The sequence below is a fragment of the Ensifer adhaerens genome (assembly GCF_002007205.1).
GTDB classification, from domain to species: Bacteria; Pseudomonadota; Alphaproteobacteria; order Rhizobiales; family Rhizobiaceae; genus Ensifer; species Ensifer adhaerens_D.
This window is the reverse complement of record NZ_LAZS01000008.1, coordinates 132,692-156,997: the sequence shown is the minus strand read 5'-3', so window position 1 is coordinate 156,997 and position 24,306 is coordinate 132,692. Positions and strand designations below refer to the sequence as shown.

Annotated in this window: 17 protein-coding genes; 7 read left to right on the top strand and 10 right to left on the bottom strand. The window is 64.1% G+C overall.

Features of this window, described 5'->3' with window-relative positions; translation table 11 throughout:
• Positions 1-2: 2 nt before the first annotated feature.
• The 5 genes from XB14_RS19005 (at position 3) to XB14_RS18985 (ending at position 6,255) form a co-directional block, all read left to right on the top strand.
• On the top strand, positions 3-1,013 hold the full coding sequence (locus tag XB14_RS19005; RefSeq protein WP_077963166.1) for a sugar-binding transcriptional regulator: 1,011 nt from the start codon (positions 3-5) through the stop codon (positions 1,011-1,013).
• Entirely contained in the window at positions 1,010-2,005 is a 996-nt protein-coding gene (locus XB14_RS19000) for an aldo/keto reductase (RefSeq protein WP_077963165.1), read from the top strand. Before XB14_RS19005 ends, XB14_RS19000 begins: the two co-directional genes overlap by 4 nt.
• 12 nt (positions 2,006-2,017) lie before the next feature.
• Positions 2,018-3,766, top strand: a complete 1,749-nt coding sequence (locus XB14_RS18995; protein WP_077963164.1) for a glycerol-3-phosphate dehydrogenase/oxidase — start codon at positions 2,018-2,020, stop codon at positions 3,764-3,766.
• Entirely contained in the window at positions 3,739-4,581 is an 843-nt protein-coding gene (locus XB14_RS18990; protein ID WP_077963163.1) for a class I fructose-bisphosphate aldolase, read from the top strand. The genes XB14_RS18995 and XB14_RS18990 overlap by 28 nt, the downstream gene beginning before the upstream one ends.
• 144 nt (positions 4,582-4,725) lie before the next feature.
• Positions 4,726-6,255 carry an FGGY-family carbohydrate kinase gene (locus XB14_RS18985; RefSeq protein WP_077963162.1) on the top strand — a complete coding sequence of 510 codons (1,530 nt, stop codon included), beginning with the start codon at positions 4,726-4,728 and terminating at the stop codon, positions 6,253-6,255.
• 76 nt (positions 6,256-6,331) lie between these two features.
• On the opposite strand, the gene XB14_RS18980 is transcribed toward XB14_RS18985, so the two are convergent.
• The 10 genes from XB14_RS18980 to XB14_RS18935 form a co-directional block, all read right to left on the bottom strand.
• On the bottom strand, positions 6,332-6,958 hold the full coding sequence (locus XB14_RS18980; RefSeq protein WP_077963161.1) for an outer membrane protein: 627 nt from the start codon (positions 6,956-6,958) through the stop codon (positions 6,332-6,334).
• A 193-nt stretch (positions 6,959-7,151) separates the two neighbouring features.
• A complete protein-coding gene (locus tag XB14_RS18975; RefSeq protein WP_077963160.1) occupies positions 7,152-8,486 on the bottom strand; it encodes a sensor histidine kinase in 1,335 nt (444 codons plus the stop codon).
• Positions 8,483-9,157 (bottom strand): response regulator transcription factor, encoded by a 675-nt coding sequence (locus XB14_RS18970; RefSeq protein ID WP_077963159.1) that lies wholly within the window; start codon positions 9,155-9,157, stop codon positions 8,483-8,485. The genes XB14_RS18975 and XB14_RS18970 overlap by 4 nt, the downstream gene beginning before the upstream one ends.
• Before the next feature lie 266 nt (positions 9,158-9,423).
• On the bottom strand, positions 9,424-10,230 hold the full coding sequence (locus XB14_RS18965) for an FkbM family methyltransferase (protein WP_077963158.1): 807 nt from the start codon (positions 10,228-10,230) through the stop codon (positions 9,424-9,426).
• Positions 10,231-10,582: 352 nt separating this feature from the next.
• Positions 10,583-12,322: a M14 family metallopeptidase gene (locus XB14_RS18960; protein ID WP_077963157.1), complete on the bottom strand. Its 1,740-nt coding sequence runs from the start codon at positions 12,320-12,322 to the stop codon at positions 10,583-10,585.
• Positions 12,319-13,173: an ABC transporter permease gene (locus tag XB14_RS18955; RefSeq protein ID WP_077963156.1), complete on the bottom strand. Its 855-nt coding sequence runs from the start codon at positions 13,171-13,173 to the stop codon at positions 12,319-12,321. Before XB14_RS18955 ends, XB14_RS18960 begins: the two co-directional genes overlap by 4 nt.
• A 4-nt stretch (positions 13,174-13,177) precedes the next feature.
• The gene (locus tag XB14_RS18950) at positions 13,178-14,101 is read right to left on the bottom strand and encodes an ABC transporter permease (protein WP_077963155.1); all 924 of its coding nucleotides are present in this window, start codon (positions 14,099-14,101) and stop codon (positions 13,178-13,180) included.
• Positions 14,102-14,162: 61 nt separating this feature from the next.
• Positions 14,163-15,650 (bottom strand): ABC transporter substrate-binding protein, encoded by a 1,488-nt coding sequence (locus XB14_RS18945; RefSeq protein ID WP_419178610.1) that lies wholly within the window; start codon positions 15,648-15,650, stop codon positions 14,163-14,165.
• An 88-nt stretch (positions 15,651-15,738) separates the two neighbouring features.
• Positions 15,739-17,571: a dipeptide ABC transporter ATP-binding protein gene (locus tag XB14_RS18940; protein WP_077963153.1), complete on the bottom strand. Its 1,833-nt coding sequence runs from the start codon at positions 17,569-17,571 to the stop codon at positions 15,739-15,741.
• 14 nt (positions 17,572-17,585) lie between these two features.
• Positions 17,586-18,170: a winged helix DNA-binding protein gene (locus XB14_RS18935; protein WP_077963152.1), complete on the bottom strand. Its 585-nt coding sequence runs from the start codon at positions 18,168-18,170 to the stop codon at positions 17,586-17,588.
• A gap of 121 nt (positions 18,171-18,291) precedes the next feature.
• Here XB14_RS18935 and XB14_RS18930 point away from each other — a divergent pair, with 121 nt between their 5' ends.
• Together XB14_RS18930 and XB14_RS18925 are read left to right on the top strand one after the other, a co-directional pair.
• Entirely contained in the window at positions 18,292-21,912 is a 3,621-nt protein-coding gene (locus XB14_RS18930) for a hydantoinase B/oxoprolinase family protein (protein ID WP_077963151.1), read from the top strand.
• 291 nt (positions 21,913-22,203) lie between these two features.
• A complete protein-coding gene (locus XB14_RS18925) occupies positions 22,204-24,105 on the top strand; it encodes a methyl-accepting chemotaxis protein (protein WP_077963150.1) in 1,902 nt (633 codons plus the stop codon).
• Positions 24,106-24,306: the final 201 nt, after the last annotated feature.

Sequence of the window (24,306 nt, the reverse complement as noted above, 5' to 3'; positions counted from 1 at the left end):
CCATGCCGATTGCCAAACCCAACTTGTCCCCGGTTTCGAGCGCCCGAGAAGAACTCGTCGTCGCACGGCAGATGCACCAGGCGCTCGTCCTGCACTTCCTCGAAGGGCTCACCCAGTCGCAGATCGCCGACCGGCTCGGCATCTCACAGCCGACCGTTAACCGCCTGATCAAGCGCGGCCGCCAGCTCGGCCTCGTCGAGATCAAGATCAAGTCGCCGATCGAGCCCTTGGTCGACATGGAAGAGCAACTGCTGGCGATCGGCGGCATCCGCCGCGCAATAGTCGTGCCCACCGTCTCCGAAAACCAGCAGACCGCCCTCCAGGCGGTCGGCGAGGCGGCCGCCCGGCTGTTGCTCGAAGAGATCGGTGACGGCGACACGATCTGCATCACCGGCGGCAAAGGTGTCAGCGCCGTCGTCGCCGGGCTGCAGGCGCCGCGCCGCTTCGATGTCGAGGTCATTCCCGGTACGGGCTGCGTCCAGGGCAAGCACTATACGGATGTAAACCATGTTTCGACGATGATGGCCGATCGGCTTGGCGGGCGGTCCTTCCAGATCCACGCGCCGCTCTTTGCCGACAGCGCTGCCGAGCGGGCGATGCTGATCAACATGCGCTCGGTCGCCGATGTTTTCGGCAGGGCGCGCGAGGCGAAGGTGGCGGTGGTCGGCATCGGTTCGATCCTTTCCGACGATTCGAGTTACTACGACCTGCATCCGTCCTCGAGCACCGACCGGGCGGCGATCGAGCGCTCAGGTGCGAGCTGCGAACTGCTCGCCCATCTGCTCGATGAAAAGGGCCAGGTCTGCGATTACAGCCTCAACCGTTCCCTGGTGTCGCTGACGCTTCAGGAGTTTGCCTCGATCCCGACGAAGATCGGGGTTGCGAGCGGACCGAACAAGGCCGGACCGATCCTCAGCGTCATGCGGGGACACCACCTCGACACATTGGTAACCGACGAGGCGACCGGCGAGCGCGTGCTCGCCATGGCAAGCGAAAAGGGACTTCTGGCATGAGCGGGGATCAATTGAAACGGGAGATCGGCCGATCGGGCGTGAAGGCTTCGGCCGTCGGGCTCGGTACCTGGGCGATCGGCGGCTGGATGTGGGGCGGCACGGACGAGCGGGAATCGATCGCGGCGATCCAGGCCTCGCTGGACGCCGGTGTGACGCTGATCGATACGGCGCCGGCCTATGGCCTCGGCCGCTCGGAAGAGATTGTCGGCAAGGCTTTGGCCGGCCGCCGCGACAAGGCAATCATCGCCACCAAGTGCGGGCTCGTCTGGCATACGGACAAGGGCAAGCACTTCTTCGACCAGGACGGCAAGCCGGTGCACCGCTACCTCGGCCGAGATGCGATCCATCACGAGGTCGAGCAGAGCCTGAAGCGGCTCGACACCGACTACATCGACCTCTACATCACCCATTGGCAGGACCCGACGACGCCGATCGAGGAGACCATGGCCGCGCTCGAAGAGCTGCGCGCCGCCGGCAAGATCAGGGCGATCGGCGCCAGCAATGTCGAACGCGGCGAACTGCAGCAGTACATCGCGACCGGCGGGCTCGACGCGATCCAGGAACGCTTCAGCATGATCGATCGCGAGATCGAGACGGAGCTCTTGCCGCTGACGAAGCGCAACGGCGTTGCGACGCTCAGCTATTCCTCGCTGGCGCTTGGCCTTCTCTCGGGCAGCATCGGGCCGGAGCGGGTGTTTTCCGGCGACGACCAGCGGCGCGACAACCCGCGCTTCTCGGTCGGCAACCGTGAGAAAGTCGCAGCCTTTGCCAAGGCGATCCGGCCGGTCGCGGAAAAACATGGCGCGACGATCGCCCAGATCGTCATTGCCTGGACGCTTGCCCAGGAGGGCGTGACCTTCGCGCTCTGTGGCGCACGCAATCCGGCGCAAGCTCTCGACAATGCAAGGGCCGGGACGATCCGGCTCGATCATGACGACCTTAAGGGCATCGACGCGGTGATCGCGGCGAAACTCGTCAACATGGACAGCTAACGGACTGCCATCATGAACCGTGAAGAGATTTTCAACGGGCTCGCCAAGAGCCCGAAGGTGGACGTGTGCGTCCTCGGCGGCGGCATCAACGGCCTCAGCGTCTTTCGCGAACTGGCGCTGCAGGGGGTGAACGTGCTGCTCGTCGAAAAGCACGACTACTGTTCGGGTGCCAGTGCGGCTCTGTCGCGCATGGTACATGGCGGGCTGCGCTATCTCGAAAACGGCGAGTTCAGCCTGGTCAGGGAATCGCTCGTCGAGCGCGACCGGTTGCTCAAGAACGCACCGCATTACGTCGCGCCCTTGCCGACGACGGTGCCGGTCTTCGATATCTTCTCCGGTCTCGCCAATGGCGCCGTGCGCTTCCTGGGCCTGACGCGCCGGCCGAGCCGCCGCGGCGCGGTCGCGGTCAAGATGGGCCTTGGCATCTATGATTTCCTGACGCGCAAGCGGGCGCTGATGCCGAAGCACGCCTTTCGCGGCCGGCGTGCCACACTTGCCCGCTGGCCGGCGCTCAATCCCGACATCAAGAGCTCGGCCACCTACTACGACGCCTGGGTCAGCCAGCCGGAGCGCCTCGGCATCGAGCTGTTGAAGGACGGTCTCGCCGCCGGTTCTCATGCCGGCGCGCTCAACTATGCGGAGTTGACGCTTGCAGCCCCCGGACGCTTCGAACTGAAGGACGGTATCAGCGGCGCCTCGGCTGCGATCGAGCCGAGCCTCATCATCAACGCCACCGGCGGCTGGATCGATATCGCCAACAGCGCGCTGTTTGCCGCGGCGTCGAAGCCGGCGCCGCTGATGGGCGGCACCAAGGGATCGCACCTCATCATCGACAATACGGCGCTGATGGAAGCACTCGACGGCCACATGATCTACTACGAGAACGAGGATGGGCGCATCTGCATCCTCTTTCCCTATCTCGGCAAGGTGCTGGTGGGCTCGACGGACATCCGTGTTGATGACCCGTCAACCGTTCGCTGTGAGCCGGACGAGCGAGACTACATCCTGCAATCGCTCGCCTTCGTGCTGCCCGACATCAAGATCCGACCCGACGAGGTGGTCTATCAATTTGCAGGCGTGCGGCCCTTGCCGGCGAGCCAGGACAGCTTCACTGGCCGTATCCCGCGCGACCACTTCTGCACCTTCGTCGAGTGCCGCGATGGCGGAGCGCCGGTGCTCTGCATGATCGGCGGCAAGTGGACGACGTTCCGTTCCTTCGGCGAAATGGCGGCGGACCTCGCTTTGAAGCGGCTCGAAAAGCAGCGCCGCGTATCGACCGGCGATCGTGCCATCGGGGGCGGCCGGCACTTTCCGTCCGACCGTGAGGCCTGGGTTCACGATGTCGCCGCGGCGACCGGCCTTTCCGGGGCGCGCGTGCACACCCTGCTTGCACGCTACGGAACCGACTCGACCCTGATTGCCGATTTCATCGCCGCCGGCACGGATCATGCCTTGCCGCATCCCGATTATTCGGCGCGCGAGCTGCAGTTCCTGATCCGCAGCGAGGCCGTCGAACATCTCGACGATCTGCTGCTGCGCCGCACGACGCTGGCGATATCTGGCGAGCTCTCGCTCGATATGGTGGATGCGGCGCTTGCCTTGCTGGCGATCGAGAAACACTGGCCGCCGGTGCAGGCGGCAACAGAGCGTAAGCGATTTCTTACCCTTCTCGCCGAGCGCCATGGCGTCGACGAACAAACCCTATCCGTACGGAACGAACAAAGGAGTGCATTATGCGAAACAACAGCAAGGTCCGGATGAACCGTCTTTTCGGTGGTGGACGTTGCCTCGACGTCGCGATCGATCACGGTGTCTGCAACGAACCGTCCTTCCTGAACGGCCTCGAGGACATGTCGTCCGTGGTGAAGGCGCTGGTCGCCGCTGGCCCGGACGCCATCCAGATGAACTACGGCCAGGCTGACCTGTTGCAGGAGGTGCCCGGCAAGAACAAGCCGGCGCTCGTCATGCGCATCGACATGGGCAACCCCTATAACCGCATCCGCCACCGACAGATGTGGGCGGTGCTGCAGAACGAAGCCGAGCCGCTGATCGGCGCGCTGGCGATGGATGCCGCCTGCGTCGTCGTCAATCTCTTCATGCTGCCGGACGAGCCGGATCTCTTCCGCCAATGCGTCGCCAACATCTCGCGGGTCCGCGCCGATTGCGACAAATACGGCATGCCGCTGATGATCGAGCCCTTGGTGATGCAGCCGGTGACCGAGCATGGCGGTTACATGGTCGACGGCGACGCCGAGAAGATCGTGACGCTGACAAGGCTTGCACGCGAAATGGGGGCGGATATCGTCAAGGCCGATCCGACGACGAATGCGGAGGATTTCCACCGGGTCGTCGAGGCGGCGCGCTGCCCGGTTCTGGTGCGCGGCGGTGGCAAGGAGGACCTGCGCAATGTCTTTGACAAGTCTGCGGCCTTGATGCGCCAGGGTGCAATGGGCATGGTCTATGGCCGAAACATCTATCAGCACGCCAATCCGAGCGCCGTTGTGCGCGGCCTGATGGCGATCATCCACGAGGATGCGACCGGCGAGGAAGCCTACGCGCTCTACCAGCGCGGCTGAGATCGGCGATCGGTATCGCGCTTCAGGAGCAGGTGCATTCGGTTGAATGCACAAGGATGCTCCGGCGCGAAGGGAACGCTGCCGCTGCGAGGACACCGGCAGCGTTCCGGCAACTGGATTGAGAACCTTGGGAGGGGTTCGCCTATGGGAAAGTATCTGCTCGGGATCGACGCCGGGAACACCGTGATCAAGGCGGTGCTTTTTGATCGTGACGGCAACGAGATCGCGATGGCCGCGGAGGAAGGGCATAGCCAGGTGCCGATGCCGGGCCATGTCGAGCGCGGGCTCGGCGAGCTGTGGAGCCATGCCAAGGTGGTTATCCGCGCCTGCATCGAGCGCGCCGGCATTGATGCCAGCGAAATCGCCGCGATCGGCTGTGCCGGGCACGGCAACGGTCTCTATGCACTGGATCGAAGCGGTGAGCCGCTCGTCGGCATTCAGTCGCTCGATACCCGTGCCGCCGGCCTCGTCGAGGACTGGCTGGCCGAAGGCGTCGGCGAGCGAACCTATCCGATCGCCGGACAGAAGCCCTGGCCCTCCCAGACGCCGACGCTGCTTGCCTGGCTGAAACGGCATCGCCCCGAACTCTTTGCGAAGGTCGGCACGGTGTTTCTCTGCAAGGACTTCGTCGTCAACCGATTGACCGGTGCGCGCGTCAGTGACGTTTCGGACATGAGTGGTGCGGGCCTGCTCGACGTCGCCGGTCGGCGTTACGATGCGGCATTAATGAAGGCCTATGGCCTCGGCGATGACATGGACCTGCTGCCCAATCTCGCCGAGAGCGCCGATATCGTCGGCACGGTTACCGAAGACGCGGCGGCGCAAACGGGGCTGGCGGCCGGCACGCCGGTTGTCGGCGGTCTCTTCGACGTAGTCGCCTCGGCGATCGGCTCGGGCGTCACCAAGACCGGTGCTGCCTCGATCATCGCCGGGACCTGGAGCATCAACCAGGTGATCATCGACCAGCCTGATCTCTCTCGCCCGATCTTCATGTCGTCGACCTTCGACCGCAAGCGCTACATGGCGATCGAGGCGAGCGCCACGTCGGCGGCCAATCTCGAATGGCTGGTGCGCGAACTCTTCCCGCACGACGGCAAGGACGGCCGTTCGCCCTTCGATCTCTGCTGCCAGCTCGCGGCTGAGATTATGCCGGCGGCGAACGATCCGCTCTACCATCCGTTCCTCTACGGCGCGCAGCAGGATGGCAACGCGCGAGCCGGTTTCTACGGCATTGCCGGTTGGCACACGAAGGGCCATCTGGTGCGCGCCGTGCTCGAAGGCGTCGCCTTCGGCCATCGCCAGCACATCGCGGCGCTGCGTTCCGCCGGTGCGCGTTTCGACGAGGCGGTGCTCTCCGGCGGCGGATCGCGTAGCCTGATCTGGCCGCAGATCTTTGCCGACGTGCTTGATGTGCCGGTAACGGTCGCCCGTTCACGCGAAACGGGCGCGCTCGGCGCGGCGATCACGGCGGGCGCCGGCATCGGCCTTTTCGCCGACATTGCCGCCGGTGCCGCGGCGATGGTCAAGACCGAACGCCACTACCGGCCGAACCCGGCGCTTGCCGCGCACTATCACAGGCGCTTTACGCTTTACAGCGAGATCGCCGCTGCCATGGCGCCGATCTGGCGCCGGCTGGCGACGCCCGAGCGATCGGAGAGGCAAGCGGCGGAGTGATCCGGGCAAGGGCATCGGCTGGGCGGAGGTGCTGCCGGGAGGAACATCACCACGCCGCCGCAAACCGCCGGACCCGTCAGAAACGCATGTTGATGCCGGCCTTGATGACGTGGCTGTTGATGTCCTTTTCGCTGGAGCCTGAGCTCGTGTGGGTGCGGACATCGGGTGTCGTGATGTAGTTGTATTCGAGCTTGGCAGAGAGGCCGCCGGCAAAGGCCTGCTCTACGCCGGCGCCGAGCAGGTAGCCGCCCTTGAACCCGACGTCCTTCTGTACGCCGCCAGCCTTCTTGTAGCTGGTCATGGCGTAACCCGCCGTACCGTAGACGAGCGTCTGGTCGAAGGTGAGACCCGCCTTCGCCTTGATGGCGCCGCGCCATTTCTCCTTGAGCTTGCCGCCGTTGACCTTGTGTTCGGTGTCGCCGAGATAGGAGCCCTCGATTTCCGCACCGACGATGCCGGGGCCGGCCTGCATGTTGTAGCCGGCCTGGACGCCGAGCGCGACGCCATTGCGGTCGGCGAAGGGGTTGGGGCTGCCGGTAAAGCCAAGGCCGCCATGGGCACCGACATAGGCGCCGCTCCAGCTGAAGGCCGGCGGATCCTGGTAGGTGGGCGCGGAGAAATCAGCCGCCTGGGACGGCTGTGCGCCGAAGAGGGCCAGGAGGGTGAGACCCGACTGGATGGAAAACTTGCTCGATTGCCGCATTTTCTTGCTCCGTGGATAGGAAACGCGCCGTCATGGCGCTTGCGTCTTGCCATGCCCGTTTCACCTTGGGGGCGGGAGGGCGATGTTTGGACGGTACATCGCCTTTGTCGGCCTCACGGATTGCATCAACATTGCGCAACTTGACTAAGTTGCTGATTTTGTTGTTAATTGCATGTTAACCATACTTATGGGCTTAGCCGGCGGGCAAGCTTATACGGAAGCACGCGCCGCCCGAGGGATCATCGACAACCGAGATGTGGCCCTTGTGCCGGCCGATGATTTCGCTGACCAGATGCAACCCGAGCCCGGCGCCATGGTCCCGCGGCTGCAGGCGATGGAACGGTTCGAAGATCCGCTCGCGTTCGCGTTCCGGAATGCCCGGGCCCTCGTCGGTGACTTCGATGACGCCGCCGCGCTCCACCCGGATCGTGATCAGGCCGCCGGCGTGTTCGATGGCGTTGCGCACGAGGTTGGTAACCGCCCGCTCGATGGCGCCGGTGTCGCCGCGCACGACGACACGCTCCGTGCCCGGGGCGAAGGAAAGCTCGCAGCCGGCCGAAAGCGCAAGCGGAGCGAGATCGGCCGTCACGTCGCGGCAGAGCGCCACCAGGTCGATCTGGCCAAAATCCGCGCCGTCGCGGTCGATGCGTTCGAGGTCAAGCAACTGTTCGGCGAGCCCGGCAATGCGGTTGGAATCGATCAGCAGCCGGTTGCGCAAGGGGCCGGCATCCATGCTTTCCAGGCGGGTCTGCAGGATCGCGACCGGCGTCCTCAGTTCGTGTGCGGCGTCGAGGATGAAACGCTGCCGGCGTTCATATCCCTCGTCGAGCCGCTGCAGCGCGCCGTTGAAGGCCTCGACGAGCGGCAGGACTTCGCCGGGAATGCGGTGATCGGGCAGCCGCGCGCCGCGCCGCTCGACATCGATCTTCTGGGCCTGGTCCACCATTTCGGCAAGACCGGAGAAGGCGCGCCTGACGATGATCGGGATGGCAAAGGCCGGGATGAGGACGACGATCAGCACGATCGGCAAGAGCAGCAGGTTCATCAGGAAGAACACTGCGAAGAGGGCGCTCCACAGGCGGCCCGCGCCGCTGAGGACGGTGTAGGTGCCGTTGTCGGTGGTGACGGTGCGGATGACCGCGGAGAGCGTATAGGGTTCGGCGGCATCGCGGATATCGCCGTAAGTCACGCGATCGAGATGTTCGCTGATGCTTCGGTAGGCGTCCGGGACCGGCCCGCTCCGGATCATCTCGCCCCGCTCGTCTCTCGCGACGAACCAGAAATCGGGGGAGGCGCTGCGCATCGCCTTCAACTCGGGCGTTTCGACGATTGTCAATCCACCTCCCGGCGCGGGCCGGACGGCGCCGGCCGCAATCGACGCCGCATCGGCGTCGAGGATCTTGCCGCCAAGATCGGCGCGGATGATCAAGGCCATGAAACCGGCGATGACGGCACTCAAGAGCACCACCTGGAAGACGAGGATCTGCCAGATCAGCCGCTTCTTCAGGGAGTTCGCGGGACGGCTCATAGGGAAGGTCTCAGGAGGTAGCCGACGCCGCGGATGCTGTGGATCTCCACGCCGGCGCCCGTTTCCGAGAGCTTCCGGCGCAATCGCGACACATGGGCATCAAGCGAATTGGACTGGATTTCGTCGTCATAGCCGTAGACCGATTCTTCCAGTGTCGAGCGCTGGACCGTGCGGCCCTGGCGGCGCGCCAGTGCCTCCAGGACCAGCAGTTCCCGCCGCGGAAGGTCGAGGATCCGCCCGTTGACGCTTGCCTGCCTGCCATCGAAATCGAACACGAGATTGCCGATACGTGCGGTAATCGGCGCAATATCGGGCGAACGTCGCATCAGCGCGCGGATCCGCGCCAGGAGTTCCTCGACGGCAAAGGGCTTGGCGAGATAATCGTCGGCGCCCATGTCCAGGCCCCGGACCCGCTCATCGACAGCGCCGCGCGCCGTGAGCACGATGACCGGAATTCCCGATTTGAGCGCGCGGACGCGCGGGATCAGCGAGAGCCCGTCGCCATCCGGCAACTGCCGGTCAAGGATGATGCCGTCATGCACATGATTGGCGAGCGCCGCCATCGCGTGGTCGAGCGTCGGCGCATGGTCCAGGATCATGTCGTAGCGGCCGAGCGCGGCACCGAGCGCGGCCGCCATTTCCAGCTCGTCCTCCACAAGGAGCAGGCGCATTGAAGGTCTCCGAATACGTTGAACGTTGCGCCACATCTGGTCGAGCAGGATTGCAGCAACGTTGCGGCGCCTGTGTCTGCGCGGCCCGTGCTGGTTCTAGCGGGAGATGTTGTGGCACGGCAATGCGCCCTTGCCGGGCTTTACCGTATTCGGTTTGGGGCGCTGTGCAGGCCCTGAACGATCCGTCCGCACCCGGCCTTGGCGTTGCGGACGGACTCGGATCGCCGGCGTTTGGGGCCGGCGATCCGCAACGGGACGGCGATATGCTAGCGGGATTTCGCCTTGAACAGCGCGGTCACACGCTGCGGGTTCCACTCCACTGCTTCGAACCCCGCCTCCAGCAGGATGTTGAACACGGGGACCAGCGTGCTCTCCTTCTTGACGCCTTTCTCGAAGCCGCAGTCGACGGTGACATAGGTGGTCGACTTCAGCGTTTCATAGGCTCCGGTCAGAATTTCCGGCTCGGCACCTTCGGCCTCGATCTTCAGGACGGCAACCTTCTTGAGGCCGACTTCGGCGGCATAGCTGTCGAGGCTTCGCACCTGGATCTTGAACTGGTCGACATAGGCCTCGGTTTCGAACAGCGATCCGTCCGCCGTGCCGGGCTTCGAGTAGAAGGTCAGTTCGCCGTCACTGGACCATAGCCCGAAGCGGTTTGTTCCGCGTCTGCCGCCGAAGTTGTTGCGATCGCAGCAATCCGCCTCCAGGTTTTCCGGTTCGAAGGCATGGTATTCCAGGCCCTTGGCTCGGCTGTAGGCGCCAAGCTCGCCGATATTGGCGCCGCAGTCGATAAAGGCGCCTTCAAGGGGACCCGTGATACGGTGCAGCAGGTATGATTCCGACAGTTGCTTCATGCGCGGCTGGATGCCGCGCTTGTAAAGCCAGAGACGGTCGCGCCGGCAGATCCGCAGTTCGCTTTCGCCGTCCGTCAGTGTGATCATTCTGTCGTTGTCGTTCATCGCGATGCGATGTTTGTAGCCCTTCAGAGCGCTTGTGCCGTTGGCCAGCCTCACAAACTGACGGTTGGAGATGCCCTCAATCAGCGATTGCCGAGCTTCTTTCAGCATGTTCATGTCGTTTTTCGCCCCCGCGATATGCTTGCCCGTATATTTCGAACTTCGGAAATAACCCAATAATCTCAGGTGATTGCCTCTCCGGCATTCCTGCGCGGGCGTCAATGGCGAGGGGGCTGATTCTTCTCGGCGAGGTTGTGTTTATACCCAGAAATAAGCCATGCCATCGGTTGTGGCGCCGTGCACCCGATGGAAGGAACCGTTCGGTCGGAGGCCGTAGCGTGGCAGCCGCTAGGCAACGCCCGGCCCATGCTCTCCCGCCCTATGAATAGGTTCGGGAGAAAACATGGAACGTCCGAGGCAAAACGGGCGAATGGCGGCAGAAGGCGGTTGTCGCGGCGAAGGCCCGATATCAGGAGACAGCCATGATCCGTTGGAAGGCATCATAGGCCGCAAGCACGGTTTCCTTCTGAGCCTCATGACCGGCAATGAAGGCATCGCCGTAGATGGTCTCGTCGGGATATTCGGTGATCAGCGTCAGCGGTGCCGTGTGGCGGTCGTCGACGGAGATCATGCAGGGGAAGCCGTTGATGATGCGGAAGCCGGTTTCGCCGGCATGGGTCTCGTAGAGCGCGATCTGGGCGTCGTTATAGGCGAGCAGGCCCGGAACGGCCGCAAGCCGCTCGGTGACTTCCTCGATCAACTGTTCGGCCCGCGCTTCCCATTCGGCATGATGGCGCATGATCAGGAAGAAGCCCTTGGGCAGGGTCCACATGGCAAAGCCGCGCGGTACGTAGCCCGAAAGCGGCCGGGTCCATTCATGCGAGGGATAGCCGTGCAGGTTGACGTGCAACTGTGCGCCTGTCAGCCGCTCGGCCTCCTTGCGGATCTCGCGCTCGTTGAGTGCTGCACCGGTGCGGTATTCGAGATCGTCGCCAAGTGCGGTGTAGCGCGCGGCATGATGCATGTGCAGCGGGTTGTCGACGCGCAGGCGCTGGTGCACGGCATAGCCGTCGGGGTTTTCGAGCGGCGAGATGGTGAAATGGGTGGCGGCGCGGGCGGCGAGCGTCTGGGCGGCGCGCAGCACGCCGACGATGCCGGTCGTCTCGTTCGGATGCTGTCCGCCGCTGATCATGATCGGGGCATCGGTGCCCTTGTGGTAGCGCGCCATGACCGGTCGGCCGGCACGGGACTTGGCCTCGAAGGGCTGGCCGTCGATGGCGGCGAGTTCCGCATGGATCTGCGCCACTGTCAGTGGTGCCCCGGCGGTGTCGAGCGGCAGGGTTTCTCCATCGACATCCGTCGCCTGCAACGGCCGCGCTTCAACGACGACGGTCGGCCTGCCGACGCCGAAGACGATCTCCGGCACGATCTGGCCGGGCTTCAGGCCACGGTCGCCGAGCGGGCGGCCGGACTTCTTCTGGAAGACTTCGAGCAGCGAGAAGTAGAAATCCTCGTGCAGCGCCTCGCGCAGGCTTAAGACCTCCTCGCCGACGGGCAGGCGGAAATCGGTGATCGGCAGGGTCACGCGGATGTTCAGTTCTTCGAAATAGGGCTCGCTGTTGCCCCAGGCATGATCGGCGATCGCCCGCATGGTGCCGGCGAACAGCCGCTCGTAGTCGGTCTCCAGATGGCATTCGCGATGCTTGTCGCAGCCTTCGTCGAGCCGGATCCAGCCCGTCGGCGACAGCAGGGTCTCACCGATGAAGTCGGTGTGGATGTGGTTCGGAGCGAAGACGGCGTGGTCTTGCTGTCGACCGTCACGGAAGGTCAGAGCGACATCGTAGGTGAAGGCGGTCTGGCTCCCGGCCTCGAAGCGGATGTCGGCATCGCCGACGAGGGCTGCGAGCGGATAGGCTTCGAGCAGGAAGCGGTTCTGCGGGGCACCTTCATGCTGGGGATAGCGGACGACGACGCTTGCGAGGGCTGCACGGTCGACCTCTTCCAGGAAGAAATGCAGCAGCGGCTTGTAGGCGCTTCGAAGCGCCGCCTTGACGCCGAAGCTTGCAAGCTTCTGTTCGGCAGCCTTGCGGCTGGCGGCATCGTCGAACAGCCAGGCTTCGAGCTTGGTGCCGCGGGCGGCTTCCTTGCCGTAGGTGGTCAGAAGCGTGTCGAGGGTGCGCTCGAAGGCGCCTTCGAAAATCGTCGTCATCGTGAGGTTCTACCGGTTGGGTCGAGGCTGTCGCGCAGCCAGTCGCCGAGAAGATTGAGGCCGAGAACGGTGAGCAGGATCGCAAGGCCCGGGAAAACGCTGACCCACCAGGCGTTCTGCAGGTAGGTGCGGCCGTCGGCGAGCATGCCGCCCCAGCTCGGGATCAGCGGATCGACGCCGAGGCCGAGGAAGGTGAGGCTGCTTTCGAGCAGGATGTTGTTGGCGACGTTGAGCGTCATCAGCACGATCACCGGGCCGATCAGGTTCGGCAGCAGGTGCTGGAACAGGATCTTGTAGTCGCGCACGCCGATGGCGCGCGCCGACTGGATGAACTCGCGCTCGCGCAGCGACAGCACCGATCCGCGCACGAGGCGGGCATATTGCACCCATTGCGACACGATCAGCAGGATGATGGTGTTGCCGAGCCCGCCGCCGACGATGGCGATGAAGGTGATCGCCAGCAGGATGAAGGGAAGCGCCAGCTGCACATCGGCAAAGCGCATGACGATCATGTCCCAGAAGCCGCGATAGTAGCCGGAGACAAGCCCCATGACCACGCCGACGACGACGGCGCCGGCAACCGACGTCAGACCGACGAGGAGCGAGATCTTGCCGCCGGCGACGACGCGAGCCAGCACGTCGCGGCCGAGCGGGTCGGTTCCGAGCGGATGCGCCCAATTGACGAAGGGCGGGGTCAGCCGCGCCATCAGGTCGATCTTGTCGACGCCGCCGGGAAAGAGCACGCCGGAGAAAAGAACGGCGAGGCAGATGCCGCCGGTAAGCAACGCGCCGAGGATGAATTCGAGATTGCGGAAGCGGGCAAAACGGGAGTTTGCGGCCTTTGACGTCATCGGCTCACTCCGTCCGGATGCGCGGATCGACGAGGCCATAGGCGATGTCGACCAGAAGATTGACGAACACGATCATCAGCGAAAGCACGGTGATGACCGCCTGGAGCACGGGATAGTCGCGCGAGGCGACCGCGTCGAAGGCGAGCGTGCCCATGCCCGGCCAGTTGAACACCAGTTCGACGACGACGATGCCGCCGAGCAGGCCGCCGAATTGCAGGCCGAAATAGGTGATCAGCGGGATCGCGCAGTTACGCAGCGCGTGCTTGTAGAGCACCTTGTTTTCGCTGAGGCCCTTGGCGCGGGCGACCATGATGTATTGCGACTGCAGCGTTTCGAGCATCGCGGTGCGCACCAGCCGCACATTGGTCGCCGTCAGGATGATGCCCATGGTCAGCGCCGGCATGATGAAGCTCGCAAAGCCGTCCATGCCGCTCGGCGGCAGCCATTTGAGCACGATCGAAAACAACAGCACCAGCATGATCGCCAGCCAGAAGTTCGGGAAGGAAAGCCCGACGAGCGACAGGATGCGGATCGTCTGGTCGGCCCACTTGCCGCGGGCGACGGCGGCGCGGATGCCGAGCGGAATGGAAATCGCGATCGAGACGATCAGCGAGGCAAAGGCAAGCAGCATGGTCGCAGGCAGGGCAGAGGCGATCAGCTGCGCAACGGGCGTGCCGCCCATGAAGGAGCGGCCGAAATCGAGCGTGAACATGCCTGTGATGAATTGGGCATATTGGGCGAGGAACGGCTGGTTGAGGCCGAGCCCTTCGCGGATGCGCACGAGGTCTGCCTCGGTGACGCTGCCGGCACCCTGCGCCAGCATCAGCGCCGGGTCGCCGGTAAACCGGATGGCATAGGAGACGGTCAGTGTCACGACGAACACGACGAAGACCGCCTGCAGAAAACGTTTGATCAGAAATCCGGCCAAGTGACCCGCCCCTCAAGAAGATGGTCCGCCGCCTCACTCGTGGAGCGGCGGACCGAACTGTTTACTCGACCGTCACGTCCGTCAGCCGCAGGCGGCTGTCCGGAACCGGCGTGAAGTTCTTGACGCGCTTGCTCACGCCGAAGATGGCGTTGAGGTTGTAGAGCGGCATTTCGAGCGAACGCTCGGCGGCGTAGTTGGCGATCTGCTTGAGGATCTCCTCGCGCTTTGCCTGGTCGGTGATCGAACGCTGCGATTCGAGCAGCTTGTCGAGTTCCGCGTCCTTGTCGTACGGGTTCCACTTTTCGCCCGAGTGGTACATCGAGTAGGCGGTGTTGTCGTAGTCGAGCGTCCAGCCGCCCCAGGACTGCTGGAACAGCGCGCCGGTCTTGCCGGCCGGGATGATGTCGTTCAGGAGAACGTTGGTTTCATAGGGCTTGATCGTCGCGTTGATGCCGATCAGCTGCAGGTAGCTCGCGATCGCCTGCACGACCTCGTTGAAGGTCGCGTCGTTGCCGCGAACGTCGATCTGCACGGACGCACCCGGCGCAACGCCGGCTTCCTTCAACAGCGCCTTGGCCTGTTCCGGATCGTAAGGAAGCGGCTTCATCGCCGGGTCGAAGCCGAAGGAGAGCTTGCCCTGGAAGCTGGCGATCGGGTCAGCCTGGCCACCGAGGATCGACTGGATGATGGTGTCACGGTCGACGCCGAGGATCAGCGCCTTGCGGACCTTCGGGTCCTTGGTGATGCCGTCGCGGGTGTTGAAGCGCAGAGCGTAGACCGTCGGACCGGCGCTGGTGACGATCTCCAGGTTGCTGTCGTCCTGGATCGTCGGGATCATGCCAATCGGAATGGTCGGCGGGATGACGAGGTCGACGCGGCCGGCCTGCAGTTCGGCAACGGCGGTCGCCGGCTCCGAGATGAAGCGGTAGTTGAGGTTCGAAAGCTTCGGCGCGCCGCCCCAGTGGTCGGCAAAGGCTTCGAGCTTGATGCCGACCTTCGGCTCATAGGAGATGAACTTGAACGGGCCGGTTCCGACCGGATGGGCGTTGAAGTAGTCCTCGCCCTTTTCCTTGATGTACTTCGGCGGCACGATCATCGCGCCATAGCCGGCGAGCTTGGTGAGCAGCACCGGATCCGGGGTCTTGAGAACCAGATCGACGGTCTTCTCGTCGACGATCTCGACCTTCTCGATCACGGCATAGTTGGACTTCTGCGGGCCCTTCGAACCTTCCTCGCCGAGCAGGCGGTCGAAGGTGAACTTTACCGCTTCTGCGTTGAAGGGCTCGCCGTTGTGGAATTTGACGCCTTCGCGCAGGGTGAAGCGCAGGCGCTTGCCGCCGTCGAGTTCTTCCCACGCGGTCGCAAGGCCGGGAACCAGCTTCAGGTCCGGGCCGCGATAGGTGAGGCCGTCATAGATGTTGGTGGCGACCGCCGCCCAGTTGACGAGGAAGGTGTCGACCGGGTCCCAGCTTCCCGGATCCTGCGGCGAAGACACGGTCAGCGTGCCGGCGGCAAAGGCCGGCCCTGCGGTCATGAAACTACCCGCCATCGCAAGGGCGATGAAAGCGGCGTGGATCCCCTTTTTGTTGATCATTTACTCACTCCTGTTTCGACAGCCTTCTTCAAAAGAAAGCGGCTCACGCACCCTTGGCCACGTAATGGCCAGGGGCGATCTCTTTGCGCGGCAACACCGCGGGTTCGTCGCCGACGCGGCGGATTGGGCTCGGGATCTCGCCTTCCAGCATGGCGCGCTCGCGACCCTTGCCGGGCTCGGCGACCGGGACGGCGGAAAGCAGCCGGCGGGTATAGGGATGGGACGGCGTCTCGAACACCTGCTGGCGGCTGCCGAACTCCATGATCTGGCCGAGATAGAGCACGGCAACGCGATGGCTCATGCGCTCGACCACCGCCATGTCATGGCTGATGAAGAGGTAGGCGAGGCCTTCCTGCTCCTGCAGCTCCATGAACAGGTTGATGATCTGCGCCTGGATGGAGACGTCGAGGGCCGAAAGTGCCTCGTCGGCGATGATCAGCTTGGGGCGCGAGGCAAGCGCGCGGGCAATGCAGACACGCTGGCGCTGGCCGCCGGAGAACTCGTGCGGGTAACGCCTGGCGTGCGCGGCCGTCAGGCCGACGCGCTCCAGCAGTTCGTGCACGCGCTTTTCGATGTCCTTTTCGCCGAGGATCAGGCCGTGGGTGCGGATCGGCTCGGCGATCGAGAAGCCCACGGTCTTGCGTGGATCGAGCGAGGCGAAGGGGTCCTGGAAGATGTACTGGATTTCCTGCTTCAGCCTCTGCCGCTCGGCATAGCTCATGGCCGAGACCGGGCGGCCGCCGAAGAGGATCTCGCCCGAGGTTGCGTTCTGCAATTGCTGGATCGTGCGGCCGATCGTCGATTTGCCGGAACCGCTTTCGCCGACAAGTGCAAGGGTTTCGCCCGGGAAGATGTCGAAGCTGACGTTCTCGATGGCGTGCACGCGATGCGTCGCCTTGCCGAAGAGGTTCTTGCGGACGTCGAAGCGGGTGACGAGATCGCGCACCGAGAGAATGGGTGCCGCCTCGTAGCGGGCGGTGCGCTGGATATGGGTTTCGCCGACGCGCTTCGGCTCGCCGTCGACCATCATGGTCAGCGGCAGGCGCTTCGGGAATTCCTCGCCGGTCATGCTGCCGAGCTTCGGCACGGCGGACAGCAGCGTCTGGGTGTAGGGGTGCTTGGGTGCCGCGAAGATCTCGCCGACCGGGCCTTCCTCGACCTTGCGGCCCTTCCACATGACAACGACGTCGTCGGCCATCTCGGCGACGACGCCCATGTCATGGGTGATGAAGATCACCGACATGCCGAGTTCCTTCTGCAGGTCTCGGATGATCGTCAGAATCTGTGCCTGGATGGTGACGTCGAGCGCCGTCGTCGGCTCGTCCGCGATCAGCAGTTTCGGCCGGCAGGCGAGCGCCATGGCGATCATGACGCGCTGGCGCATGCCGCCGGATAGCTGGTGCGGATAGCGGCCAATCAGCTCGGCGCTATCCGGCAGCCGCACCATGTCGAGCAGGCGGCGCGTCTCGACAAGGGCTTCCGCCTTCGTCATCTTTTCGTGCAGCATCAGCACTTCGGCGACCTGGTCACCGATGGTGAAGACCGGGTTCAGCGACGTCATCGGCTCCTGGAAGATCATGGCGATCTCCTTGCCGCGGATGGCGCGCATCGTCTTCTGCGGGGCGCTCGTCAGGTCTATCTCGCCGTCCTTGCCGCGAAACAGGATGCGGCCGCTCGGGAATTGGCCGCCCATCATGTCGGCGAGCCGCATGATCGACAGCGAGGTCACCGACTTGCCGGAGCCGGATTCGCCGACGATCGCCAGCGTGCGGCCGGGCGTGACCGTGAAGCTCAGGTCTTCGACGACGGGATTGCCGTTGAAGGCGACGGAAAGCTTCTCAACGGCGAGCAGCGGCGCAGGCGTATCGACGGTCACGCGGTCTTCCTCGTTTAAAGTGTGGTCGCGGCGCGCGCGGACTGTTCATAGGCGCCCGACATGAAACGCAGGACGGCGGCGATCTCGGAAAGCGTCTCCTCGGAAGGACGCGCTTTGGCGGTGGAGGAGACCAGCAGCCGCTCGCGGATTTTTGCGTAGCGCGTGCAGGCGTCCGACCCCTTGTCGGTGATCAGGATGGTCTTTTCCTTGCCTTCCTTGCCCGTCGTCACGAGGCCTGCGGCTTCGAGCTTGCGGATGGCATAGGTCGCGACATGGGTGTCCTCGATGTCGAGCACGAGACAGATGTCGGCGAGTTTCTTGCCGCGATCGCGGTGGCGGATCGTGTGCAGGATCAGGATCTCGATGGGGGAAAGACCGGGTACGCCGGCGGCCGCCATGCAGCGCATCATCCAGCGGTGAAAGGCATGCGACGCGAGGATCAGCCCGTATTCGACCTCGGAGAGGCCGGGAGAGCCGCCTTCGGCAAGGTGCGCGGAGGAAACGATCGGGCCGATGGCCGCGACCGGCTTTAGATGTTCGGGCAGGGCATTTTCGGCCCATTCCCGTCCTTTAAAGCTCTCCTCCGACTTCTTCGTCATTCAGCTCTTCCTCATCTTGACGATTTTATGTCATCATTTTATCGACATTTTGTCAACGAACTGCTTTGATGAATTTCCGGGCTTGCACAATGAAGCGGCTCGCGAATGAGAGGGATGGACAATGAGCGCACGCGAAACCGGCAGCTGGGACTTCTGGATCGACCGTGGCGGCACCTTCACCGATGTCATCGGTCGCGATCCGCAAGGAAACTTGCATGCGCGCAAGGTGCTTTCGGAAAATCCGGAAGCCTATCGCGACGCCGCCGTGCAGGGCATCCGCCTGCATCTCGGCCTTGCGACCGGTGCAGCGATCCCGACCGGCCTCATCGGCGAAGTGCGCATGGGCACGACGGTTGCCACCAATGCGCTGCTCGAACGCAAGGGTGAGCCCTTGGCGCTGGTGACGACCAAGGGTTTCCGCGACGCGCTGAAGATCGGTTACCAGGAGCGCAAGAAGATCTTCGCGACCGAGATCATCAAGCCGGAAGCGCTCTACCAGGATATCGTCGAACTCGACGAACGCGTGCTGGCCGACGGTATCGTCGAGCAGCCGCTCGACGAGGCGAAGGCGCGTGCGGCCCTCGAAGCCCTGAAAGGCAAGGGCTACAAGGCCATCGCCATCGTCTTCATGCATGCCTACAAGTATCCGGAGCATGAGGCGGCCGTTGCCCGCATCGCCCGCGAACTCGGCTTCGAGCAGGTCTCGGTCAGCCACGAGGTCTCGCCGCTAATCAAATATGTCGGCCGTGGCGACACCACCGTCATCGACGCCTATCTCTCCCCGGTGCTGCGCCGCTACGTCGCCCAGGTCTCCGGCGAACTCGACATCGTGCGCACCGGCGCGCGCGTCATGTTCATGATGTCCTCAGGCGGCCTGACCGCGGCTGAAATGTTCCAGGGCAAGGACGCGATTCTCTCCGGCCCGGCCGGCGGTGTCGTCGGTCTCGCCAAGACCGGCGAAGCCGCGGGCTTCGATCGCGTCATCGGCTTTGACATGGGTGGCACCTCGACGGACGTCGCCCATTTCGATGGTGAATATGAGCGGGCGTTCGAGACCGAAGTTGCCGGCGTGCGCGTGCGCGCACCGATGATGCTGATCCACACGGTTGCCGCCGGCGGCGGCTCGATCCTGCACTTCGACGGCGAACGTTTCCGCGTCGGCCCGGATTCGGCCGGCGCCAACCCGGGCCCCGCCTGCTACCGCAACGGCGGCCCGCTCGCGGTCACCGACGCCAATGTCATGCTCGGCAAGCTGATGCCGGACTTCTTCCCGGCGCTCTTTGGTCCGAACCAGGACGAACGTCTCGACGTCGAGACCGTGCGCGGCCGTTTTGCTGCCATGGCAACCGAGATCGGTGATGGCCGCAGCCCCGAGGATGTGGCCGACGGTTTCATCCGCATCGCCGTTGCCAACATGGTCGAGGCGATCAAGAAGATCTCCGTGCAGCGCGGCTATGACGTGACCCGCTATGCGCTGAGCTGCTTCGGCGGTGCCGGCGGCCAGCACGCCTGCCTTGTTGCCGACCAGCTCGGCATGAAGAGCATTCTCGTGCATCCGATGTCCGGACTGCTCTCGGCCTATGGCATGGGGCTTGCCGATATCCGCTCGACTCGCCAGAAGGCGCTCGGCGTCGCGCTCGACGACAAGGCGCCGGCAGCCCTCAGCACGCTGGGCGCCGAGCTTGAAGTCGACTGCCTCGGCGAACTGGAAGCACAAGGAATTGCCCGCGACGAGATCCGCACGCATCTGCGCGCCCATATCCGCTATGCCGGCACCGACACGGTGCTTGCGGTCGATGCGACCTTCCCTGACCATGACGACATCGCCCGCCTGCGCGCCGAGTTCGAAGAGCTGCACAAGCGCCGCTTCGGCTTCGTCGCCGACAACAAGGCGCTGGTGATCGACGCCGTCGAAGTCGAGACGGTCGGCGGTGGTGCGGCCCAGATGGAACGCGAAGGTGCGTCCGTCACCTCAGGCACGCCCGACGTTTCACGCCGCACTCAGTTCTATTCGCAAGGCCAGTTCCACGATGCGCCGGTCCTGCTGCGCGCCGAACTCAGCCCCGGCCAGCGGCTCGACGGTCCGGCGATCATCATCGAACCGAACCAGACCGTCGTCGTTGAGGACGGCTGGCAGGCGGAGCTGACGGCCAAGGACCATATCGTGCTTCGCCGCGTGAAAGTGCTGCAGCAGCAGAGCGCGATCGGCACCCATGCCGATCCGGTCATGCTGGAGATCTTCAACAACCTGTTCATGTCGATCGCCGAGCAGATGGGCGTGACGCTGCAGAACACCGCCTATTCCGTCAACATCAAGGAGCGGCTCGACTTCTCCTGCGCCGTCTTCGACAACCGCGGCAACCTCGTCGCCAATGCGCCGCACATGCCGGTGCATCTGGGTTCCATGGACGCCTCAGTCGCAACCGCGATCCGCGAGAACCCGGTGATCAAGCCCGGCGACGTGTTCCTGATCAACGCGCCCTATAATGGCGGCACGCACCTGCCCGACCTCACCGTCTGCACGCCTGTCTTCGACGATGCCGGCAAGGAAATCCGCTTCTGGGTCGCAAGCCGCGGCCACCATGCCGATATCGGGGGCATTTCGCCGGGTTCGATGTCGCCGCTTGCCACCAACATCGAGGAGGAAGGCGTCTATATCGACAACTTCAAGCTCATCGATGCCGGCCGCTTCTGCGAAGCGGAACTCGATGCGCTTCTGAATGGCGCGCGCTATCCGGTGCGCAACATCCTGCAGAACGTCAACGACCTGAAGGCGCAAGTTGCGGCCAACGAAAAGGGCGTCGCCGAACTGAAGAAGATGATCGCCCAGTTCGGCGAGGACGTGGTCGAAGCCTATATGGGCCACGTTCAGGACAACGCGGCGGAAAGCGTGCGCCGCGTGCTTGACCAGTTGCCGGACGGCGAATTCTCCTACGAGATGGACCAGGGCTGCAGCATCGTGGTGAAGATCACCATCGACCGCGACAAGCGCGAGGCGACGGTCGATTTTACCGGCACCTCGGAACAGCGTGGCGACAACTTCAACGCCCCGGCACCGGTCACCCGCGCGGCGGTGCTCTACGTGTTCCGCGTGCTTGTCGAGGCAGACATCCCGATGAACGCCGGGTGCCTGCGGCCGATCCACATCGTCATCCCCGAGGGTACGATGCTGACGCCGCGCTATCCGGCGGCCGTCGTTGCCGGCAACGTCGAGGTCAGCCAGGCGGTCACCAACTGCCTGTTCGGCGCCGTCCAGAGTCAGGCGGGCGCGCAAGGCACGATGAACAATCTCACCTTCGGCAATGACAACTATCAGTATTACGAGACCATCTGCTCCGGCGCGCCGGCCGGTCCCGGATACAACGGTGCCGATGCGGTCCATACGCACATGACCAACTCGCGTCTTACCGATCCGGAAATCCTCGAAACCCGCTTCCCGGTGGTGCTCGAAGACTTCCACATTCGCGTCGGTTCCGGTGGCCGCGGCCAGTGGCATGCCGGCAACGGCACGAAGCGCACGATCCGAGCGCGGGAAACGCTCGACTTCGCGATCCTCTCCGGCCATCGCCGCGTCGCGCCCTTCGGCATCAAGGGCGGCAGCCCGGGTGAACTCGGCCGCAACCTCGTTCGCCGCAACGACGGCCGGACGGAAGAACTGTCGGGCTGCGCCCATACGGTGCTCGAAGCTGGCGAAGCCTTTACCGTCGTGACGCCGACCGGCGGTGGATACGGCCGCTCATAGGCCGGAAAGACTGAAATCTCCCAAGACTGCTGCGGTGGTCTGCGGGCGGGCGAGCGATCGTCCGCCCGTTTTTCGTTTTTGAGATATGCGCATCCACTTGTGCTGCACCTGCGAAAAGACGCGATCGCTTTTTTAACCTGAATTTAAATTCGAAATTACTAAGTAGTTATCGGTCAGTGCGCGCGCCGTTCCTCCTCCCAGGGTGCCGCTAACAGCCGGTCCTCCTCCCGCCGGTATGGCTGACCATGTCCTCCCAATTTGCGCGATCGCGACATCACAGGAGTCACGGCAGTGGCGTTCAAGAACCTCTCGATTTTGACCAAGGTCGGCCTCGTGGTCGTGGTCATGGGCATATCCTCCATTCTGATCGCGCTCGCCGGAGCGCGGGGCCTTTCCTCGCTCGGTGCGACGATCGTCGATGTCGGCGCGCGTGAGGAAGCGGCGCGCGAGGCGATGGACCTGCGCGTCGACATCATCGCCATCAGCCGCATGACCTATCAGCTGGCCGCCGCCCCGGAAAAAGCCGCTGACTTCGGCGCGGAGACCGAGAAGCGCGCCGGCGAAATGCTCGGCCGCCTGACGAAGATCGAGGCAGTCGCCGACGATGCGGAAGACAAGCTGCTGAACGACATCCGCCTCACGCTGAACAGCTATTTCGACGAGATCCGCGCCATGGTCGCCGTCGCTGCCGGCAAGGGCACAGATGCCGGCGCAGTCAAGGCCGCACTCGACAAGGCGCTCGAAGCCCAGAAGACCGTCACGGCAACGGTCAAGACCTACAGCATCCATTCCGGCGACGCGCTGTCGGCCGCCCGCGCCGAAGCGCTCAACTCGTCCTCCGTCGCGATGACCATCCTGGCCGCAGCTGCTGCGGCCTGCGTGATCTTCGGCGTCGGCGTCAGCCTCGTCGTTGCCCGCCGCGGCATCGTCATGCCGGTGCGTGAACTCACCTCGACCATGAGCGAACTTGCCGACGGCAAGCTCGATGGAGATGCGACGGACGTTTCCCGCCAGGACGAAATCGGCGAGATGGCCCGTGCGGTCGAAGTCTTCCGCAAGAACGGCATCGCCATGCGCGCGATGAAGGCGCAGGAAGCGGCACTGCATGCCCGCAGCAGCGACCTGCAGTCGAACATCAGCGTCGTCGTCGCGTCCGCCGTTGCCGGCGATTTCACCGGCCGCATCACCAAGGACTATGAAAACGACGACCTCAACCGCTTTGCGTCGAGCGTCAACGAACTCGTCTCCAGCGTCGACCAGACCGTCAACGAAGTCCGCCGCGTGATCGCGGCCCTTGCCGATGCCGACCTGACGCAGACCATGCGCGGCGAGTTCCACGGCGCCTTCGCCGAGTTGCAGGTGAACGTCAACCAGACGATGGTGACGCTGCGCTCGACCATGCAGAACGTGCGCACGGCGGCCAGCACCATCAACGACAACTCCGCCGAACTGAGTTCCGCCGCCAACGATCTGTCGAAGCGCACGGAGCAGCAGGCGGCAGCGCTTGAGGAAACGGCAGCCGCACTCGACGAGATCACCTCGACCGTGCGCACTGCTTCGGAACGGGCGAACGAGGCGCACGAGATGGTGCGCGCCACCAAGGAGAGTGCCGGCCGCTCCGGCGCGATCGTGCGCAGCGCGGTCGATGCGATGGGCCGCATCGAGGATTCGTCCAACCGCATCAACCAGATCATTTCGGTGATTGACGAGATCGCTTTCCAGACGAACCTTCTGGCGCTCAACGCCGGCGTCGAAGCGGCTCGCGCCGGTGAGGCCGGTCGCGGTTTTGCCGTCGTCGCCCAGGAAGTGCGCGAACTTGCCCAGCGGTCGGCCAACGCCGCCAAGGAGATCAAGACGCTGATCCACAGCTCCGCGTCTGAAGTCGAGACCGGCGTGTCGCTGGTGCGCTCGACCGGCGAGGCGCTGCTGGAGATCGAGACGCTGGTCAACAATGTCAGCGGCCACGTCAACACGATCGCAACGGCGGCCCGCGAACAGGCGACCGCGCTGCAGGAAATCAACACCTCGGTCAATCACATGGACCAGATGACCCAGCAGAACGCGGCGATGGTCGAAGAGACGACGGCAGCCAGCGGCACGCTTGCGGAAGAAAGCCGCCAGTTGCGCACGATGCTGGCGAAGTTCAAGCTGGAAGCTGCCGTCGCACGCGAAAGCTGGAGCCGCGCGGCCTAGAGCATCCTGCCTTCAAGTGGAATCACTTGCGGGCGGAAAGATGCTCTAGAATCGAGTGCTAGAGCGTCCTTTGTGCGTTCGGATGAACGCACGGCGCCCTGGACCCAGCCGCAGCGCACGCACCAAACAAATCTGCGATCGGGGCGGCGGCAAACCGCCCCGATCGTTTTTGTTTTTCCCGGGAAGCCTGTGCGTGCGCTG

Bases quoted from the DNA above. Each gene is read 5' to 3' on its own strand.
- XB14_RS19005 (WP_077963166.1), top strand. From the start codon at position 3: ATGCCGATTGCCAAACCCAACTTGTCCCCGGTTTCGAGCGCCCGAGAA.
- XB14_RS19000 (WP_077963165.1), top strand. From the start codon at position 1,010: ATGAGCGGGGATCAATTGAAACGGGAGATCGGCCGATCGGGCGTGAAG.
- XB14_RS18995 (WP_077963164.1), top strand. From the start codon at position 2,018: ATGAACCGTGAAGAGATTTTCAACGGGCTCGCCAAGAGCCCGAAGGTG.
- XB14_RS18990 (WP_077963163.1), top strand. From the start codon at position 3,739: ATGCGAAACAACAGCAAGGTCCGGATGAACCGTCTTTTCGGTGGTGGA.
- XB14_RS18985 (WP_077963162.1), top strand. From the start codon at position 4,726: ATGGGAAAGTATCTGCTCGGGATCGACGCCGGGAACACCGTGATCAAG.
- XB14_RS18980 (WP_077963161.1), bottom strand. From the start codon at position 6,958: ATGCGGCAATCGAGCAAGTTTTCCATCCAGTCGGGTCTCACCCTCCTG.
- XB14_RS18975 (WP_077963160.1), bottom strand. From the start codon at position 8,486: ATGAGCCGTCCCGCGAACTCCCTGAAGAAGCGGCTGATCTGGCAGATC.
- XB14_RS18970 (WP_077963159.1), bottom strand. From the start codon at position 9,157: ATGCGCCTGCTCCTTGTGGAGGACGAGCTGGAAATGGCGGCCGCGCTC.
- XB14_RS18965 (WP_077963158.1), bottom strand. From the start codon at position 10,230: ATGAACATGCTGAAAGAAGCTCGGCAATCGCTGATTGAGGGCATCTCC.
- XB14_RS18960 (WP_077963157.1), bottom strand. From the start codon at position 12,322: ATGACGACGATTTTCGAAGGCGCCTTCGAGCGCACCCTCGACACGCTT.
- XB14_RS18955 (WP_077963156.1), bottom strand. From the start codon at position 13,173: ATGACGTCAAAGGCCGCAAACTCCCGTTTTGCCCGCTTCCGCAATCTC.
- XB14_RS18945 (WP_419178610.1), bottom strand. From the start codon at position 15,650: ATGGCGGGTAGTTTCATGACCGCAGGGCCGGCCTTTGCCGCCGGCACG.
- XB14_RS18935 (WP_077963152.1), bottom strand. From the start codon at position 18,170: ATGACGAAGAAGTCGGAGGAGAGCTTTAAAGGACGGGAATGGGCCGAA.
- XB14_RS18930 (WP_077963151.1), top strand. From the start codon at position 18,292: ATGAGCGCACGCGAAACCGGCAGCTGGGACTTCTGGATCGACCGTGGC.